Annotated in this window: 11 protein-coding genes; 2 read left to right on the plus strand and 9 right to left on the minus strand. The window is 55.9% G+C overall.

The genetic code is table 11. The features are described from left to right. Positions 1–5: 5 nt before the first annotated feature. The 7 genes from ACR0EL_RS11415 to ACR0EL_RS11445 form a co-directional block, all read right to left on the minus strand. Complete coding sequence (locus ACR0EL_RS11415; protein WP_480499997.1) at positions 6–3,833, minus strand: amino acid adenylation domain-containing protein; 3,828 nt, start codon at positions 3,831–3,833, stop codon at positions 6–8. A gap of 1 nt (position 3,834) precedes the next feature. Further along, positions 3,835–7,947: an amino acid adenylation domain-containing protein gene (locus tag ACR0EL_RS11420; protein ID WP_480499998.1), complete on the minus strand. Its 4,113-nt coding sequence runs from the start codon at positions 7,945–7,947 to the stop codon at positions 3,835–3,837. Positions 7,948–7,957: 10 nt separating this feature from the next. Then, entirely contained in the window at positions 7,958–8,221 is a 264-nt protein-coding gene (locus tag ACR0EL_RS11425; protein ID WP_480499999.1) for an acyl carrier protein, read from the minus strand. Next, entirely contained in the window at positions 8,202–9,707 is a 1,506-nt protein-coding gene (locus tag ACR0EL_RS11430) for an amino acid adenylation domain-containing protein (RefSeq protein WP_480500000.1), read from the minus strand. The genes ACR0EL_RS11425 and ACR0EL_RS11430 overlap by 20 nt, the downstream gene beginning before the upstream one ends. Positions 9,708–9,719: 12 nt before the next feature. After that, entirely contained in the window at positions 9,720–10,946 is a 1,227-nt protein-coding gene (locus tag ACR0EL_RS11435) for a HupE/UreJ family protein (RefSeq protein ID WP_480500001.1), read from the minus strand. Further along, a complete protein-coding gene (locus tag ACR0EL_RS11440; RefSeq protein ID WP_480500002.1) occupies positions 10,943–12,094 on the minus strand; it encodes an acyl-CoA dehydrogenase family protein in 1,152 nt (383 codons plus the stop codon). The genes ACR0EL_RS11435 and ACR0EL_RS11440 overlap by 4 nt, the downstream gene beginning before the upstream one ends. Before the next feature lie 139 nt (positions 12,095–12,233). Continuing rightward, on the minus strand, positions 12,234–13,553 hold the full coding sequence (locus tag ACR0EL_RS11445) for a glycosyltransferase (protein ID WP_480500003.1): 1,320 nt from the start codon (positions 13,551–13,553) through the stop codon (positions 12,234–12,236). A 156-nt stretch (positions 13,554–13,709) separates the two neighbouring features. Here ACR0EL_RS11445 and ACR0EL_RS11450 point away from each other — a divergent pair, with 156 nt between their 5' ends. Then, positions 13,710–14,708, plus strand: a complete 999-nt coding sequence (locus tag ACR0EL_RS11450; RefSeq protein ID WP_480500004.1) for a LacI family DNA-binding transcriptional regulator — start codon at positions 13,710–13,712, stop codon at positions 14,706–14,708. Here the strand turns inward: ACR0EL_RS11450 and ACR0EL_RS11455 are convergent, their stop codons facing one another. Continuing rightward, the gene (locus tag ACR0EL_RS11455; RefSeq protein ID WP_480500005.1) at positions 14,709–15,842 is read right to left on the minus strand and encodes a Gfo/Idh/MocA family protein; all 1,134 of its coding nucleotides are present in this window, start codon (positions 15,840–15,842) and stop codon (positions 14,709–14,711) included. 37 nt (positions 15,843–15,879) lie between these two features. Then, positions 15,880–16,983 carry a Gfo/Idh/MocA family protein gene (locus ACR0EL_RS11460; protein WP_480500006.1) on the minus strand — a complete coding sequence of 368 codons (1,104 nt, stop codon included), beginning with the start codon at positions 16,981–16,983 and terminating at the stop codon, positions 15,880–15,882. 112 nt (positions 16,984–17,095) lie between these two features. On the opposite strand from ACR0EL_RS11460, the gene iolC reads away from it, so the two are divergent. Beyond that, entirely contained in the window at positions 17,096–18,076 is a 981-nt protein-coding gene (gene iolC / locus ACR0EL_RS11465) for a 5-dehydro-2-deoxygluconokinase (RefSeq protein ID WP_480500007.1), read from the plus strand. Positions 18,077–18,081: the final 5 nt, after the last annotated feature.

The following is an 18,081-nucleotide window of genomic DNA, read 5'->3' on the forward strand; positions in this document are numbered from 1 at the left end:
ATGCTTCAGCCTTGATTGCCAGTCTCTAAGTCAGAACAATCTTTGAGAGCCGCCGCGATCGGCGCAAAGGCATCTGGTCGCCCCATTAGCTCGATATGTTTCATATCCAGATTGTGCAGCGTTTTGTGTCGCAGATGCGTATCCAGAACATCCCCTGTCTCAAGCGAGGGGTTGCCACGGCACAGAAACACATGCGCCGGTTGGTCGAAACGCGGAACGCGGAACGCGCTGATTGCCAGTTCATGAGCGATTTCCACGCCGCGAATGCGCGCGGCCTCGGCGTTGGGGTTCTGCACCAGTTGTTGTTTGATCTCGGGCAACGTTTTTCTGGCGCTGTAACGACGCTTCCAGCCTTTGATGATGTATCTCAATCGCTTGTATGTGCGATAGTAAATCGGCTGTAAGCCCGGTTCCGCGCCTACCATCTTGGACGGCGGGTCCAGAAGAACCATCCCTTTGATTTTATCCTCGCCAATTTGCCTGGCCATCTCCATAACCATCGGCGCTCCGGCCGAGTATCCGCATAGAACAAAGGGGGCATCGATTTCTGACTGCTCGAGTTGCGCGATCGCCGCAGATGCAAGTTCCGGATAAGATTTGTCGAATGGAATTGGTGTGCCCTGCGTACGATGGCTGGGAATATGAACCACCGAATGATCCGAGCCGAGGTAGCGGGCCATATACCTGCAAAACTGAATCGAACAATGTGCAATGAGTACTGTGGTTTTGCCCGGGCCGGGATTAGAAATTTGGAATGTGCTTTCAGGTTCGGAAAACGAAGCTTCTGACTGGCGATCTGAGACGCGTTGGGCAAGCTCGGCAACAGTCGGACAGCTGAACACATCGGTGGGCTCAAAGTGAACGCCCCTTTCCTGACCCATCGCATAGGCTTTGATGGTCGACAGGCTGTCCCCGCCCAGATCAAAGAAATTCGCGTCGCGCGACTCGCACGGCGTATCTAGGACCTCTGCAAAAAGCTCAGCGATTTGTGCCTCAAGCCCCGCGCTAGGAGCTTCGCCCCGTTGGAACCCGAAGTTCCGCATAAGGTCTGATGCCAATGTCTTTTGGTCCAGCTTTCCGTTAGGCAATTCTGGAAAAGCCGCAACACCAACAACCGAGCTCGGATGGAATGGCTTCGGCAGGCTCGCCGCTAGATGGCTTTGCACCCGCGCACAAAGCGTATCGCCGGGCGGACATTCAAGTGCCAGAGCGATCTGCTTTGATCCACCTGTGTCGAGTACCAGCGCTGCAACCCTCACGTCACCCGCGATACTCTGCGCTACCGCCTCGATCTCGGATAATTCAACGCGATGACCGCGAATTTTGACCTGTCTGTCCCTTCGACCCAGAAACGAGATACAACCGATTTCATCGGCAACCCCAAGATCCCCGGTTCGATAAGCGCGTAAACGGTGTGGGCCCAGTTCGAAGAAATAAGCCTGGGATTGTTCCGGGTCGCGGAAATACCCCTCTGCCACCGTCGGACCAGCAACCACAATTTCCCCAACAACGCCTGGGTCTGCGGGGTGCCCATCGCGGTCGAGGATACCGACCCAAACCCCGGGAATTGCCCTGCCAATCGGTATATCCTGCCCTGCGGCGATCTCGGTCGCGTCGAACGAGGTGCACCAGACCGTACCCTCGGTTGGCCCGTACTCATTGATCAACCGACAACCGGGCACAAGTGCCCTCAGCTCCTGCGGCAAGGATGTGTTCAGCGCCTCACCAGCGGCAATCAAAACCCTGAGGCTGCGCAAATCGCGTTTCGGAACAGAGGCCAGCAAAACACGCGCAAGTCCGGGCAAGCACAGTGTATGTGTCACCCCATGTCGGGCTATTAGAGCTCCGAGCTTGGCGGGCTCCTGTTCAAGGTTCTTGGTGGCGATGACGAGGTGACCGCCGGTGCAGAGCGTCCAATAAAGACCGGCGACCGAACTATCAAATGCCAGAGAAGACAGCAGGAGGTAGACCTCTGGTTTATCCTGATAAACAGTGTCGCGCGCGGCGGTCGACATTCCCAAGGCACCCTGCGAGATCAATACTCCTTTGGGCCTGTTTTCTGAGCCGGACGTGAACATGACGTATGCAGTGTCTCCTGTGGTGACGTCATCCGGATCAATGGCCTCTGTCAGCGTGTCTACAATCACTGGTCGCGCCTGTGTATTCGGCAGGGTTGATAAGCAGGCTTCTGTTGTCACAATCAGTTTCGGCTGAATTGTGTCCAGTACTTGCGCGATGCGGTCAGCGGGGTAGTCCAGATCAAGTGGCACATAGGCCGCGCCCGACATCATCACGCCCAGAAACGCGGCAACAGCATCTGCCCCGCGTGGCAGCGCAACGGGGACGACATCGCCATTCCGGGCGCCGGCCTGTCGCAGGGCATATGCAATCGTGCGCGCGCGCAAGGACACATCGGCATATGTCAGGGTTTTTGCGTAATCAGTAAGTGCGATGGACTGAGGTGCCGTTCGCGCGAAATGCAGAAAGCGCGTCACGACATGCTCTGCCACCGGTCCCGCAATACGAGGCACAATATCGCTCTGAGGGTTCAACAAGTCTCGGACAAGGCAATCAGGGTCTTTTGTGATCTCTGACAGTATCCGCTCGTAGTCAGAAACAACCCCTCGAACAGCTGCATCGGATATGCGACCCGGATTGAAGTAGATCTCTATCCCAAGATCGGATTTTGGTGTGACCAGAAACGACAACGGATAATTGCTGTATTGCGTGCTGGTCAGGTCAGATATCCGGATCTCATCAAAATCGTAACTTGTCTCAGAGACGCCTTCATTGACGAACAAAGTGTCAAACAGGGCGGTTCCGCTTGGAAAAGGGGCGCAATTCTGAACCTCCGCCAGCGCGGCAAATTCGTGCTTGCGGCGTTCAACCTCGGCCTGTCCGTGCTTCCGCAGGAACGCACCGGCAGAAATTGATGGCTCAATCCTGCACCGAACCGGCAAGGTATTTACAAAAGCGCCGATGGCGTTGGCGATGTTGGGAATCTCAGGTGGCCGCCCAGCGGTTGTTGTGCCGTAGACTATGTCGTCCTGCTGTAGAAACCGTCGTAGCGAGAGCGCCCATGCCCCAGACAGAACGGTATTTGGTGTGATTTTCAACTGTACGGCAACGCGTTCGATCTGTTGCATCAGGTCTTGGCCGAGTGACGCAGATAACGATGTCTGTGTTTGCGCAGACTTCATATCAGCATCAGGCAAAAAGCTGGGCTCTTCCAGACCGTCGAATTGATCCGTCCAAAACTCCGTATCCGTCAACGGGCCCTGCGTGCGAAGCCAAGCCAAATGGCTTTTGAAGCTCGGAATATCCTTCGCCACGTCTCTCCCGCTATACCGATCAAAGAGGTCACGAAAGGCAACGCCAGTGGACCAACCATCGCTGATCAGGTGGTGAACCGTCCAGATCAACCGCCATTGTGTGTCAGAGAGTTTGATCAGCGTGGCGGCCATCAATGGTGGTGTTTTCAGATCGAATTGGCGGGTTTGTTCTAACTTGATCAGGTCTTTTAGGCTCTGCTCAACATCTGTTCGGGCAGTCCAATCTAGCTCATTCCACGGCAGAGTTACATTCTCGCGCAGCACTTGAACTGGTTGTTTGACGCCTTGCCATAGAAACCCGGCACGAAATGCATCGCGTGCATTCAATACAGCGTCCATTGCCGCCATCAGACGCTTGGAATCCAGCGGGCCGTTCAACACGCAGCTGATAACCGCAACATATTGCCCGCGCATTTCATTCTCGCCCTCAGAATGAAACAGCATGCCCTGCTGTGCAGAGGTCAAAGGAAGTATATCAGCAACGCCCTCTGGATACCCCATTTCAGCCTAACGCCTTTGCGATGCTTGATAGGTCGTCTTCATCCAGCTCGATCAAAGCGTCGTCGGCACCTCCGACGGAGTTTTCTTCGGGCACGGTTTCCGCATATCCGGCCAACGATCTGAGCGTTCTGTATTCGAACAAAGCCGTGGCGGGCAAAGGCACCCGGCATTCATTGGCTTTGATCGCGATTTCGATCGCTGCCAAACTATCGAGACCCAGATCAAAGAAATCTGCGGTTACACTGATCCGCGAAGTTTTCAGAACCTCGGCCACGATCCCAGACAGGCGCTGTTCCATGTCTGTCTCGGGTGCAACAAACTGAAGGGGCTGGCCCGTCCGACCGCGCCGCCCGGTGGGTAACCGTGCCACATCAACCTTGCCATTGTTGGTCAGAGGCATCTCTTCAAGCACCACCACATGTTCTGGCAACACACTGCGTGAAAAATGCGCCTGCAGGGTTTGCCAGACCTCCTGTTCGCGCACGCCCTGACCTGCGACATAGACAGTTAGTTTTGTCGGCGGCTCAATCGGCTCGTCAAATCCGATCTCGTTCAGGATTGATTGAACCCGATCTGTGTCAATCTGATCATCCAGTTCGTCCAAAGCCTGCGCACGCGTTTTGTGGCCCATACGCACATCCCACGCATAGGGTTGTGCGTAGTTGTGATACCCTTCACGTGTTTTGTGAACGTGAATGCCTGCATCGTTGATCAGGCAATTGGTGGATCGTCCTGTATCCGAGGGTCGCTGCCAGGCGGTATGGCGTTCGAGGAACGCGTAGATCTCGGAAACGGGTACATCAATGTAGCGATAGATATCCAAGACGGCGACCTGATCCAGAAACTGCCCGTCCTTCAAGTCGTCCGTCTCAAGCAGGCGTGACAGCGCGTCATCCTCGGCGTGGTAGGCCTTGCGTGCTTTGGTGACCATATCATCCAACTGCGCGCAGGTAGGGGCGGCGTTTCGGAACAGATCAGGGGTCAGGCGGGTTTCAAAAAACTGTCCCCGGGACAGGCCGGTTACAATCAATGGTGCGCCTTCAGCAAGTGCGGTTCGGAAGGCCAACGTGTAAAGCGCCTTGAAGCATCCCTGACACACATTTGAATGCATCTTTAGGCTGTCGACGAAGATCTGGTTCATCTTATCTGTGCTGAGATAGCGATGCGACCAGCCCAGATCATTGACAACCCTTTGGATGTTGTCCTTGGACTGATCTGAGATATAGCCGTTGTCCAGGGTCACCGCCAAAACGCGCGAAGTATGCCCTGCCAAGCGATACGCAGCATAGGTACTGTCCTTGCCGCCGCTTAGCATCATCACGGCGTCGTATGGGCCTGTGCTGGATCGGGTGGCTTTTGCGATCTCGGCCCCAAGCTCGGGCTCATCCCGGAAGTAGACGGCGGCGCGGTCTTTGTAGCGATCGAACTCAGCGCAAATCCCGCAAAGATCGCGTACCGGAAACGCGATCCCTGGAACAGCGCTGGTTACACCGCAGTCGCGGCATCTTTGCTCGTTGGCATCAGGCTTGCGCACAGACCCGGTGGCCACATGTACCGCGCTTACAGTTTGCAATTGACGTAAGACATGATCAATCTCGGCCACTTCGAAACGAACGCCGCCGATCTTGATCTGTTGGTCAAGACGACCGAGATATTCGCAACGCCCGTCCCGCGTGATCCGGCCCAGATCACCGCTGCGATAAACCCGGCCCTGCAGCCCGACAGGATCGTCGCAGAATTTTGCAGCCGTTTCCGCAGGCGATGCCAGATATCCTTCTGCCAATCGGCCGCCAATCACTATTTCCCCAGTCACACCCAGTGGACAGATGTTCATTCCTTTGTCGCGGATGCTGATCGACATACCGCTGGCGGGCTGGCCGATCTGAACCGAAGTCGCGGTATCAGCGCGCGCATCGAACTTGTGATACATAGCTCCAACCACAGCCTCGGTTGGCCCGTATTCGTTGATCAACGAGAGATCCGGTGAAAGCACCTGTTTCGCCGTCCGGCACAACTGCGATGTCAGGTTCTCGCCCCCAAGGACGAGCGTCCGAATACGCTGGACTGCCCGCCCCTGTCTGCACACCAGCGCCAGATGAGACGGGGTGAGTTTCACAAGATCGACAGCATCTTCTGCGAACACATCCAGAACGGCCAAATCTGGATCGGTTCGTTCTGGATAGATGCGGATGGAACCCCCGCTTATCAGGGGTACAAACAGTGAGGTCAGCGTCAGATCAAAAGAAACAGACGAGAAAAACGCATAATGTGCTGGTTCGGGCCCACTGAACGTATCTGCCGCCCATTGGGTATAGCGTGATAGGCTTTCGTGGCTTACCTCGACACCCTTTGGGGTTCCGGTCGAACCTGATGTAAACAGAATATAGGCCAAATCGGTGCGGTCCGGCGCGTGAACGATCGGATCAGACTCTTTGGCAATGTTCGCGACATCTAAGCTCTGACACGCAAAGCTACGCGTGTCACCTGACGCCAGAAAAACGGCACGCGCACCCGAACGGCTGATGATCTCATCGGCACGCACGAAGGGTGTATTGGCCGCGATGGGTACGAAACTGCACCCCGCCTTGAGAATTCCTAGCAAAGCAAAAACATACTCAAACGACCGCGGCATATGGATCGCGATGCTTGATCCGGGGGTGATGTCTTGACGGGCGATATGCGCGGCAATCTGATCGCTGCGCAGATCAAGTTCCCCGTAGGTCATGCGCGCCTCGGCCTGAGACAGCGCGACCGAGCCAGGAGAGTTTTCGACCTGCGCGGCAAAGGCCTGCAACACTGTTTGTGGTTGCAGGCATTCGGCCGGGCCCATCAGGATCGCTCTGTCGTTATCATCGGTAGCGAGATCAAGCGCCGCGATCGTAGTTTCCGGCGTCTTCAAAGCTGCATCCAATATCGCAAGGAAATGCGATTGCAGCGCGTCTGGTGACACAGCGTCCAGTACCTCTGATTGTACATCCAGTTGTAGATCGGGCCTGCCGCTGCCCAAAAAATCCATGACATGCAGGCGCATGAAGTGGGCCGCGTCATGAGCGCCGCTGTGGAGCCACTGAACATCTGCAGGATGGCCTGCAAACTCTCCGAATTCGGCCTGAATGTAGTTCAGGACCGCACTGATGGCGGATGTGTTCCCGGCTGCGGCTGCCCCCGGCTTTGCGCGCCTCAGAAACAAGCCCAACTCAGATTTGACCTTCGTATGCAGATCCAGAAATGTGTCATCTGCACCGAGCTCAATCTCAAAAGGAAGCACCTCGACAAAGGGACCCAGTGTCGCCTTGTCGACATCTGACAACCTGTTGTGGGACGGCAGGCCAATTGTGATCCGATCGTCGCCTGTCACCCGATGGAGATAGGCAATGTAAGCAGTCAGGTAGCAGGCCAAGCGGGATAAATCTGGCGTAAACAACCGGAACGCAGGGCGCTTGATGGTGTTTTCCATTTGCTCGGTAAGTGACGGTTCTGCGGCGATGCTCAGCCGTTTGGAAAAGGACGAGCGCTTCGGCACGCTGCCATAAGGTGGCGTTGCCGACTGCGCAGGTGAAGTGGGCTCGGTACCGGCTGTCTGCGCCTTCATCGGAGCGCTATCAAAGAAGCTGGGCGAAGGGTCGACCTTTGTCACCTCACCGCTTTCAAGCGCTGCGTATCTGCGCGACATCTGGGCGAACAACAACGCACCGGATTGGGCGTCACATACGATGTGATGTTGGCACACAGCCCAAACCCAATGATGTTCCGAAAGCTTGAGCAGTTGGCTACGTAAAGTGCTGTGCGACAGATCAAACGGAGACCGGCTTAACTCGTCCAACTGCTGATCCAGTAGACCCTTGGCGTCGGGCTGCGTGCTAAGGTCGAAACACTCAAGCAACTGCATGTTTGGCTCAGCCGCAAGCTGAACGGGACTATCATGCGGGCCTTGGAATACCGTTCTCAGGACCGCATTTTCCTGCAAGGTCTCGGCAAAGGCTTGTCGAAATAAATCTAGGTTCAGATCAAAGCGCAGATCAAAGCGCCACGCCATGTTATAAAGCGGCACATCCGGCTGTAGCTGATGACCTTTCCAAAATCGCTGCTGGCTATCTGACAACGGGTAGGACATGGTCATTCCCTCAGCACCGCGCCGATTGCCGGGCATCGGCATAGCGCAGGATGGCGTCGATTGAGCTGAGGTTCTCAAGCGTCACATCTTCGAACGGTATGTCGATGCCATAGGTCTCTTCGATAAAGCCCACCAACGACATTACGCCCAGCGAGTCGATCATCCCGCTGAGTAGTAACTCATCCGTATCAGTGATGACGCGCCCTCCCAACAGCGTCTGCTGCACGTAGTTGCGCAGCGCATCGGTTTGGCGTTCAGGCTGCACGGTCTTCATCGGCTTTCCCCACAAGATTCGCCCGGTCGATCTTACCTGTCGACGTGCGAGGCATACTCTCTAACCATTCAATGTGTTGCGGCACCGCGTAGGGCGGCAACACAGCTTCTAATTGACGTTTCAACTGCTCAAGATCGCACTTGGATGCGCCCGTGACAAAAGCCAGGAGTGCCTGATCCCTGGCAATCACAACCGCTTCGGTCACAAAAGGCGCGTTCACCAAGGCAAGCTCGACCTCATCCAGTTCAATCCGATAGCCGCGCAGCTTGATCTGCCGGTCCTTGCGCCCGATCAGCATCAAGGCTCCGGTTTCAGTTCGGCGCACGATGTCACCCGTGCAATAAAAACGCCGCATCTGCCCTGAGGAGTCAGGCAAGTTACAAAAGGCTGCCGCGGTTTGATCGGGATCATTCCAATACTGAGACATGACCTGGTCGCCAGCGATCAGAAGCTCTCCGTTAGATGCTTCTGCGGCATCAGACCCGATCCGCGCGATTACACCTACATCAGGAAGACCAATAGGCAGAGGGCTGGTTCCATCCAGATCGTCATGCGCCAGAACTGACGTCGTACAATGGTTGGTTTCTGTAGGCCCATAAGCATTCAGAAACACCGCATTTGGCGCATGGTTGGAAAACGCCTTCAGCGCAGCAGGGGGCATTTTCTCACCCGCAAACATGACAACGCGCAAAGCGCTCAGATCACGTTCGACCAATGCGCCACGTTCGACCATTTGGATCAATGCGTAAGGAACTGAATACCAGACGGTGATGCCCTCGCTCTGCGTCAGCTCTGACAGACTGGCGGGCAGCTTTGCATGCATCTCTGGAATGATGACCACGCAAGCCCCAGCCACGGCAGTGCTGAATATATCAAAAATCGACATGTCAAAATGCGCGGGCGTGTGGTGGCTGACGCGATCAGAGGAACGCAGCGCGCACAGGCTTGCCGCCATCTGAGCGTAGGCCAAACCGCTTTTGTGGGTATGCACAATACCCTTGGGGGAACCCGTCGTGCCGGATGTCATAAGAATATATGCAGGGTCATCAGCGGAGCGTTTTGCGCACCGATCACGCAATTTGTCGGGTGATGTTTTGCCCGTAGTTGGTTGCTCAAGGTCCAGAAGCGGAACATTGGGCACGCTATCAGCAAACGCCCCCAACCGCGTTGCGTCGGCGATAACCAGCACCGGAGCTACCTTAGCAAGCTGCGCCGCCACACGCTCGACCGGGGCGGCGGGATCAATTGGCACATATATCGCCCCAATACGCAGGACTGCGTAGATCGCAGCAATCGCCATAGGGCTTTTGGCTGCGCAGATAACGACGCGGTCGCCCTTTGCGACAGACTGTTCCAGCAGCGCAGTGGCGATCTGATCAACCTGCTCGTTCAACGCGGCATAGGTCATGCCTTGGCCAAGCATACATAGGGCCTGGGCATCCGGCGATGCTTGCGCGTTGTGGGCTATCGGGTCGTCCAGAAACACAGCCTCGACTCCCTAGTTCACAAGCATCACGACCGATTGGCTAAACTTCGGAAACCAATCAACGGTACGCTCAAAAAACCAAAGCGCCGCCATTGCCATAAGCGCCACTGACCCGAAGTGCAGTGCTACGGTACGATAGGCTGACAAACGACGCAGGGCGAAGAAGATCGGAAACAGCGCAAGCACAATTGCAAGCTGTCCAATCTCAATCCCGACATTGAAAGTCGCCAGTCCAAGCATTTTGCGCTCTGGATCCAGCCCCAAAGGCTCAAGAACAGTTGCAAAGCCCAGGCCGTGGAAAATGCCGAAGATCACGACTGCGATCCAGACCTGCGCATGATAGCGAGGTACCAGGTTACCGATGGCAACGGCAACGATAGACAAAGCTATGACCGCTTCGACAAGAGGAACCGGCAATGTGATTGCTCCGAACGTCGCCAAACACAAAGCAACAGTGTTCGCGATGGTAAAGACAGTCACGATCTTGACCATGTACCAAAGGCTTTGGCGGATGCTTTCAGATGGGACCCAGCGCTGGTTGTCGATCCGCATAACTGCACCCAACAGCAGGGTCACCAGAAACAGGATGTGGTCAAAACCCAACCAGATATGCCAGACACCGCGCTCAAAAAAGGTGCGCGCAATGTCTTTGGATGGCTCATCATTCAGATACAGGTCTTTCATGCCGTCGCCCGGTGCAAAGACAAGCGAGATATAGGCCTCATTCTCGTCCATCCCGTTGCGCGCGTTGCTGGCAATCAGTGCATATCCGCGATGTTCTGGATCGATATCCGAGAACACCCCGTCATAGTACATCTGGATGGTGGTCGGCGTTGTTTCGACCCCCGGAATGTTAAAGTGCAACTGAGCAAACGTATCGACCGAGGTGTCAAAAAACGTGATCTCTTCAAACTCCACCTGATACGGCGCGTCCTCAAAGGACAACTGCAGGTGCTTTTCGAAATAGTCGAAGAAAGCGTCCATACCGGCAAGAACTTCAGCCTGATCCAGGCTTTCTGAAACCTCTGCTTGACCTCGTTGAATTCGCGTAAGGTCGGTCAGCGTGACTTCGATCCGACCGCCCAAACTGTCTTTTGTGACATCAAAATAGACGTAACTTTCGTTCACGCGATGCGCGTTGGCCGTCGTCGTAAAGAATAGCAGACCGAGCCAAAGAACGGCTTTAAGCGTTACGGCCGAGCGCCCAGCAATTAGATTTGCACCAGACCAGAGATTCATTGGTGTCGCTCCCTTAGTTCGCGCGCCTGTTGAAGCTCCATCTTGGAAATGATTTCACGTTGGATGTCCGATGTGCCGGAGTAGATCACGCCGCCGATTGCATCGGCAACATCCGACCCAGCGGTCGATCCCGCCAAATACCCCTGCCCTCCCATCAAGCGCATGGCATCCATACCCGAACTTAGTAGTGCCTCTGAGATATGAAGGTTGGCCATCGCAGCAAATTGGGTCAAAGGCTGCCCGGTGTCGTACAACTGTGCCGCGCGCCTTAGCATCAACTGGCATGTTTCCAATCGGGTGCGCATATCTGCCAGACGATTGGAGACCGACTGGAACGCTGCAATAGGTTTACCGAATTGAATGCGCGTCGCTGCATGCTCGGCGCATTCCCGCAATTGACGCCGCATAGCACCAACTTGCGCGGACAAAATAAAGCAACGCTCCAAATCCAATGTCGACTGGATAATTGAAGCACCCGCACCTTCTGGACCCAGCCTGCGGGTTTCGGGTACCCAACACGCATTGAATTCCAATTGGCCAAACGGCGCTGAATTCAACCCCAATTTCTTTTGCCCTGGATGGCGGATAAAACCTTCGTCGTCAGCATGAACCAAAAAAGCAGATAGTCCCCAGCGCCCTTTATCCGGCGCGGTTCTGGCGAATACGATCGCCAGATCGCAAATCGGACCCATGCCGACATACGCTTTGGCCCCGTTGATGAGATACCCTCCATCCACATACTCGGCCCGAGTCTTCAGCGACAGCGCATCAGAGCCCGCTTCGTGCTCGGTCAACGCAAAGGCGGCCAGTAACTCTCCGGCAAGCAGGCGCGGCAGATAGGTTGTTTTCTGGTCAGGCGATGCGAATTGATGCAGCGGATTTTGCACAGTCAGGACTTGTGAAATGATCGCCATAGCGAAGCCATTGTCAGAACAGTTCTCTCCAAATGACAACATCGCTTCGACGAAGGCTTCGGCAGAGCCGCTGTAATCCCGATGATTCGACATGAGATAAGAAAAAGCACCATGCTGACCGACCAAACCCCATACACTCCGGAAGTTTTGTGAGGTCACATCCGGAAGACTGCGCACCAGGCCAGCCAGATCGCCGGGCCGAGCGTGATCCATGAGTTTGGGCGTTTCGTCCACTGGTTCATTTTCTTCGTTGTCTTGCAAATTCTACGGGCGCGCCTGTCGTATGGATCAAACAAACTGATTGCCCGCCTGAAACGGCGGACGTTTTGGATGAGCGTATCACTCTCGTTTCAGCCACAACCTGTTGAATTTTCTAGTCGCGCGACATCAATCCTCGCAGATAGCCCGACAGATCGCCCTCGCTGTGCTCATCCCGGCATCGTCCTTGCATTTGGATGCAGTTTTGCCTGACCTTCGCAGAATTCAGTAAGCTGCGGATGTCATCTTCGATCTTTTCGACCGGATCATTCCGATCCCCAGCGCGGCCGATCTCATGAAACACGACGCGTGCTGCGCTACCGTGTTGGTCATTTACATGCGGATACAGCAACATCGGCGTGCCTGCATCGACAGCTTCGACAAAGCCGCCCGTTCCACCATGCATGATCGCCAGATCGGCGTGTTTCAAAACATGTTGCTGCGGAGCCCAGGCCACGACATCGACATTTGCGGGTAACTGCGTCTCAGCCATGCCGTCCCAGTTCTGCCCTGCTGCAAAAAGAAACCTCCAGTCGGGATGATTGGCGGCCACAGCCCACAGGTTTGGCAGCAGACCACTGTCTAACCTCATGATCGTTCCGAACCCAACGAAGATTCGTTTTTCCCAAGCGCTGGCCTCGCAAAACTGTGCGATCTTATCGTGGTCATGCGGGTGTTCAGGGCGATCCAGCAATATCGTTGGACCCAAATAGGTCAGATCGGCCCGTGAAGGAGTCGGCAAATCCAACGCACGGGGCAACAGCAACATGGTTGGCAACCGGTAGGTCCAAGGCATCTGCCAACAGACCAGGCGCAACACCCGAGACACCGGAACGTCATGACGCCTAGCAAGTTCAATCAGGGTCGAGGCATAATCCACCCCGCGCTCTGACAGTCTTTTGCGTAGTATCTTTGACAGTTTCCAAAGCAAGAACCGACACCACAGCAGCGCGATGCCCGGTCTACTGCCCCCCAGCCCGCGACCAGGAAACGCGCGTTTGTTCAGCGGTGGGGCCTGTGTGCCCGGTGGAGACAGGAACATGTTACTGTACTGCACAACCGGAATGTTCAAAGACATTGCAACGATGATCTGCGCATGCATCTCGCAATCGATAAACACGATATCAGGCCGTGCGTTTAGCAACGCTTCTGCAAACTCATCGACCCCGAACGCCTTGATCGCAGCATCCATCCAACCGTCGCGCTGCAAACTGCGCCTGTCTTCTTTCGAAATCAGTGCGTCGAATGCATTTACACGCGGGTTCGGGATTGCGTGATGGGCAAAACCATAATGTTCAATCAGATCGTGCGCCGAGGCCGGAGCAAAGATCGACACCTCATAACCCAAAGCCTTGATGCGTTTGGCAAATTCCAACGCACTGTTGAGAGGGCTCAAAATGCCACTCGATACGATTGCGACGCGTTTTGCGGTCATCATCCAAACCTGAAGCAGCGAAGAAATTCGTCAAGCCCAACGCAAGCGATCTCAGATCCTGCACCCCTGTTGCAATCGGTTGCAGAACCGTTGCTTAGATGCATAATAGTTTGCAATGACAACCCCAAAGCCTGCGCGGCACGAATGGTATAAATATTGAGCGTTACACTTAAAGACGTCGCAGCACTGGCAGGCGTATCCCGGTCCGCAGTTTCGCGAACCTTTACCGAAGGCGCCTCGGTCTCGGCCAAGACCCGCAGCAAGGTCGAAAAAGCCGCGCAAGAACTGGGGTACAGCCCAAACGCGCTAGCCTCATCGCTGACGACCGGGCGGACCAAGCTGATTGGGTTGATTTCCAACAACTTTCACAACCCTATTTTCCTTGAGGTGTTCGACCAGTTCACCCGCGCGTTGCAGGAACGCGGGCTGCGTCCGCTGATCGTGAACCTGACGGATGAGACTGAGCCTGCCAATTCCGTCCGCATGCTACGCCAGTATTCGGTCGATGCCGTTATAGTCGCATCCTCGACCCTGCCCCCAAGCTTTGCCAAGGCGTTCCACGATGCCGGTGTGCCGGTGGTGCACACGTTTGGGCGTTCAGCAACATCGCCCGAGGTGCATGTGGTTGGTATCGACAATGTCGAATGTGGGCGCATGGCGGCGCGCGAGCTTGTCGCGCGCGGATACAAGCATATCGGATATCTGGGCGGGCCAAAAAGCGCGACCTCAGCTTTGGATCGATACCGCGGGTTCATTGAGGAAGCCGAGCAGCATCCAGAGCTGCAGATTTCGTATTCCTTCGCAGACAACTATTCGTTTGAGGCTGGACGGGCCGAGATGCTGCGTTTGCTGAATGGGTCTCCGGCAGACGGGTATTTCTGCGGTGACGATATCCTGTCTGTCGGTGCGTTGTCAGCCCTTTCAGATCATGCGCTGAAACCGGGTCAGGATATTGGCATCATCGGCCTGAATGACATGGAAATGGCACGCTGGGAAAGCGTTGATCTGACGACTATTCACCAGCCCATCAAGCAGATTATTACGTCTTCGGTCGATCTGGTCGAAGAGATGCTGAAAGAGCCTCAGAGATACCCTGAGGCCCGGATATTCCCCTGCCGCGTGATTGAGCGGGGCACGTTGCGACCGCACCCCTGATTAGCGGAACATTGGCGGACGCGCGTCTTTCCACGCGCCGTCCTCTTTGCCTGACGCGACTGCTGCATGCACAGCCGCAATGGAACGCACCCCATCAGCGGCGCCTGGCAGACCATCACGTGCCTCACCCCGGATCGCATCAGCCAGATCGCAGTAGATATTGGCCACGGCCAGCGGGAAACCTTCAGGATGGGCGATGGCGACACGCGACAGGCGCAGCGCTTCGTCATGCAGCCCACCTTCACCCTTTTCGATGATCTGGGTGCGCCCGCCGACCGGTGTATAAATCAACTGGTTCGGATGCTCGGACGCCCAGCGCAGACCGCCGGTTTCGCCAAACACCTGAATGTCGAACCCGTGCTGCCGCCCAATCGCCACCGATGAGGTCCAGAGCCGCCCAACCGTACCACCTTCCATCCGGAAATTGACCATTGCGTCATCTTCCAACTCCCTGCTGGCAATGGTCGAGGCCATATCGGCCGACAGTGATTTCACCTCATCATCGCAAATAAAGCTGGCCATATGCAGCGCGTGAATGCCGCAATCCGCGAACTGGCCCGAGACACCTGCCATGGCCGGATCATAGCGCCATCGGACGCGCGGATTATCGGCGTCTGTCGCGTCGCCATGATGCCCATGGCTAAAATTGGTAACGACCAGACGAACCTTGCCGATCTCTCCAGCTCGCACCATGGCACGGGCCTGGCGCACCATCGGATAGGCCGAATAGCAATAGTTCACTGCACATATCTTGCCGGACGCCTCGGCCACGCGCACAATCTCTTCGCCCTCTTCTACCGTCATGGTCATCGGCTTTTCACACAGCACGTTAAACCCGGCCTCCAGATAGGCCTTGGCAATCTCGAAATGGGTTGAGTTCGGAGTCGCAATTGTCACCAGATCAATCCGGTCGTCGCGGTCTTTCTCTCCGGCCAACATCTCTTGCCAATCGCCATAGGCGCGATCTGCAGCGATGCCCAACCGCTGAGCATACTCCTTACCCACATCCGGGCGATGATCCAGCGCACCTGCGGCGAATTCGAACATCCCGTCTGCTTGCGCACCCAACCGGTGGGCAGGCCCGATCTGGCTGCCTTCGCCGCCACCAATCATGCCCCATTTCAGCTTTGCCATGGTCTTAAGTCTTTCTTCAGAACGTGTCGTTGAGCGATCAGAAATCGCTGGTGTTTTTCCACTGTCGCTGGTCCGAGGATGCAAGCGCCGCCGCCAGCACCCGATTCACCTCATGCCCGTCGCGGAAGGTCGGCCAGATCGCTTCACCCGTGTGGATGGCATGCAGGAAATCCTTGGCCTCGATGATAATCTGGTCCTGATAGCCGGTTCCGTGACCTGGACCCTGACAGAAGGGCTCATAATCCGGGTGGGCGGGGCCGGTCAGGATTTTGGTGAATCCCCGCTGCGCCTCGGGGCCTTCGCGGCGATACAGCCACAGGGCATTCTGATCTTCCTGGTCAAAACGGATCGCCCCTTTTGTGCCCGATATTTCATAGGCATAACCCATCTTGCGGCCCGTTGCGACACGGCTGAAATAGAGGTTGCCCATCACACCGTTTTCGAACCGGCATATCATCTGGGCGTGATCGTCATTTGTGACCTCACCACCCGGACGCATTCGGTGCACGGTTTCGACATCGGCCATGACCTGCGCAATCGGTCCGATCAGAGCCAGTGCACCGTTCACCATATGAGGGGCCAGGTCCCCGATCGTCCCGTTTGCCATACCAGTTGTCCGCCATGTGGCGGGGGCCTGCGGGTCGGCATAGAAATCCTCGGTGTGCTCTCCGCGAAACCAGGTGACATCGCCAATCTCACCATCGATAATCAGCTTGCGCGCGTATTGGCTGGCAGGTGTGCGGATATAGTTGAAGCCGACCATGTTGACGGCACCCGCCGCCTCAGCGGCATTGACCATGGCCTGACTATCCTCCAGCGATGCGCCCAAAGGTTTTTCGCACAAAACCGGCTTCCCCAAAGCAAAAGCCGCTTCGGCAATGTGACGGTGGGTTTCCTGGGGCGACGCGATGACTATGGCCCCGACTTTCGGGTCATCGACCAAGACCCGCCAATCGTCGGTTGCGCGCTGGAAGCCGTATGCTACGCGGTAGCGCTCGGCGCTTTCGGGGGTTGAGGCGCAGATCACCTCAAGCCGTGGTCTGAGCGCTGTGTTAAACACCGCACCCACTGCGGACATGGCAACGGAATGCGCCTTGCCCATATAGCCGCCACCCACAATTCCAATTCCGATATCAGGCATCTTTTGCGGCTCCGAACATTGTATTTGCAACCGGTTGCAAAATGAGTATCGTGTGAATCGATTCAGCGCAAGGTCCAAACTTTGCCATTATTTCTGTCGGAGGACTAAAGACGTGAGCGCCCTGATCGACGGCATCAAAGGAAACCGATTTGCCATTCTGGGGCGCGCGGGCATGGATTTGACTGCAGCGCCCATTGGCGCAAAAAGCGAAGAGGCTGATACCTTTCATGCAGACCTGGGCGGATCATCCGCCAATATCGCGGCCGGTCTGGTCAAGCTGGGCAGTCAGGCGACGCTGATCACTTCAATCTCGGATGATGCGATTGGACGGTTCTGCATGAATCGCCTGCACCACTACGGCGTAGACACGTCTTGCATTCGCACCATCGGCGGTGAGCATCGCATGTCGCTTGCAATCTATGAAAGCCGAACGGACGATTTCCAAAACGTCATTTACAGAAACAATGCGGTCGACTTTCAGGTCACCGAAGAAGACATGGATCGCCTTGATTTCAGCAGATTCACCGCTCTGGTTTCCGCCGGTACCGTTTTCGCTGCCGAACCCTCGCGCAGTGCGACGTTCCGCGGGTTTGAAAACGCGCGAAAGGCCGGTCTGCCCATCATCTTCGATATCGATTATCGGCCCTATAGCTGGCTCTCGCCCGAGGTTGCCGCAGAAGTTCTTTCGCGCGCAGGTGAAGCCAGCGATCTGATCGTAGGCAATGATGAAGAGTTCGGCTTTATGGCGGGCGGCATCGCAAAGGGTTTTGCCAAAGCACAAGAACTCGCGGAAAAACCGGGCCGGGTCGTCATCTACAAGATGGGTGAAAAAGGTGCCGTAACGCTGGCAGATGGGCAGGAAACCCAGACCGGTATCTACCCGGTAAAAGCCATCAAACCGGTCGGGGCTGGTGACAGCTTCATGGCCGGGTTCTTGGCCTCAATCGCGGCAGGGTATCCGCTGAAAGACGCCGTGATGCGCGGATCGGCCTGCGCATCTATCGTGGTCTCAAAACCCGGTTGCGCCCCGGCCATGCCTACGACTGCCGAACTAGACGCATTTCTGGCCGACCATCCCGGCCCGACCACATAGGAATA

Source organism: Ruegeria sp. AH12 (assembly GCF_056541465.1).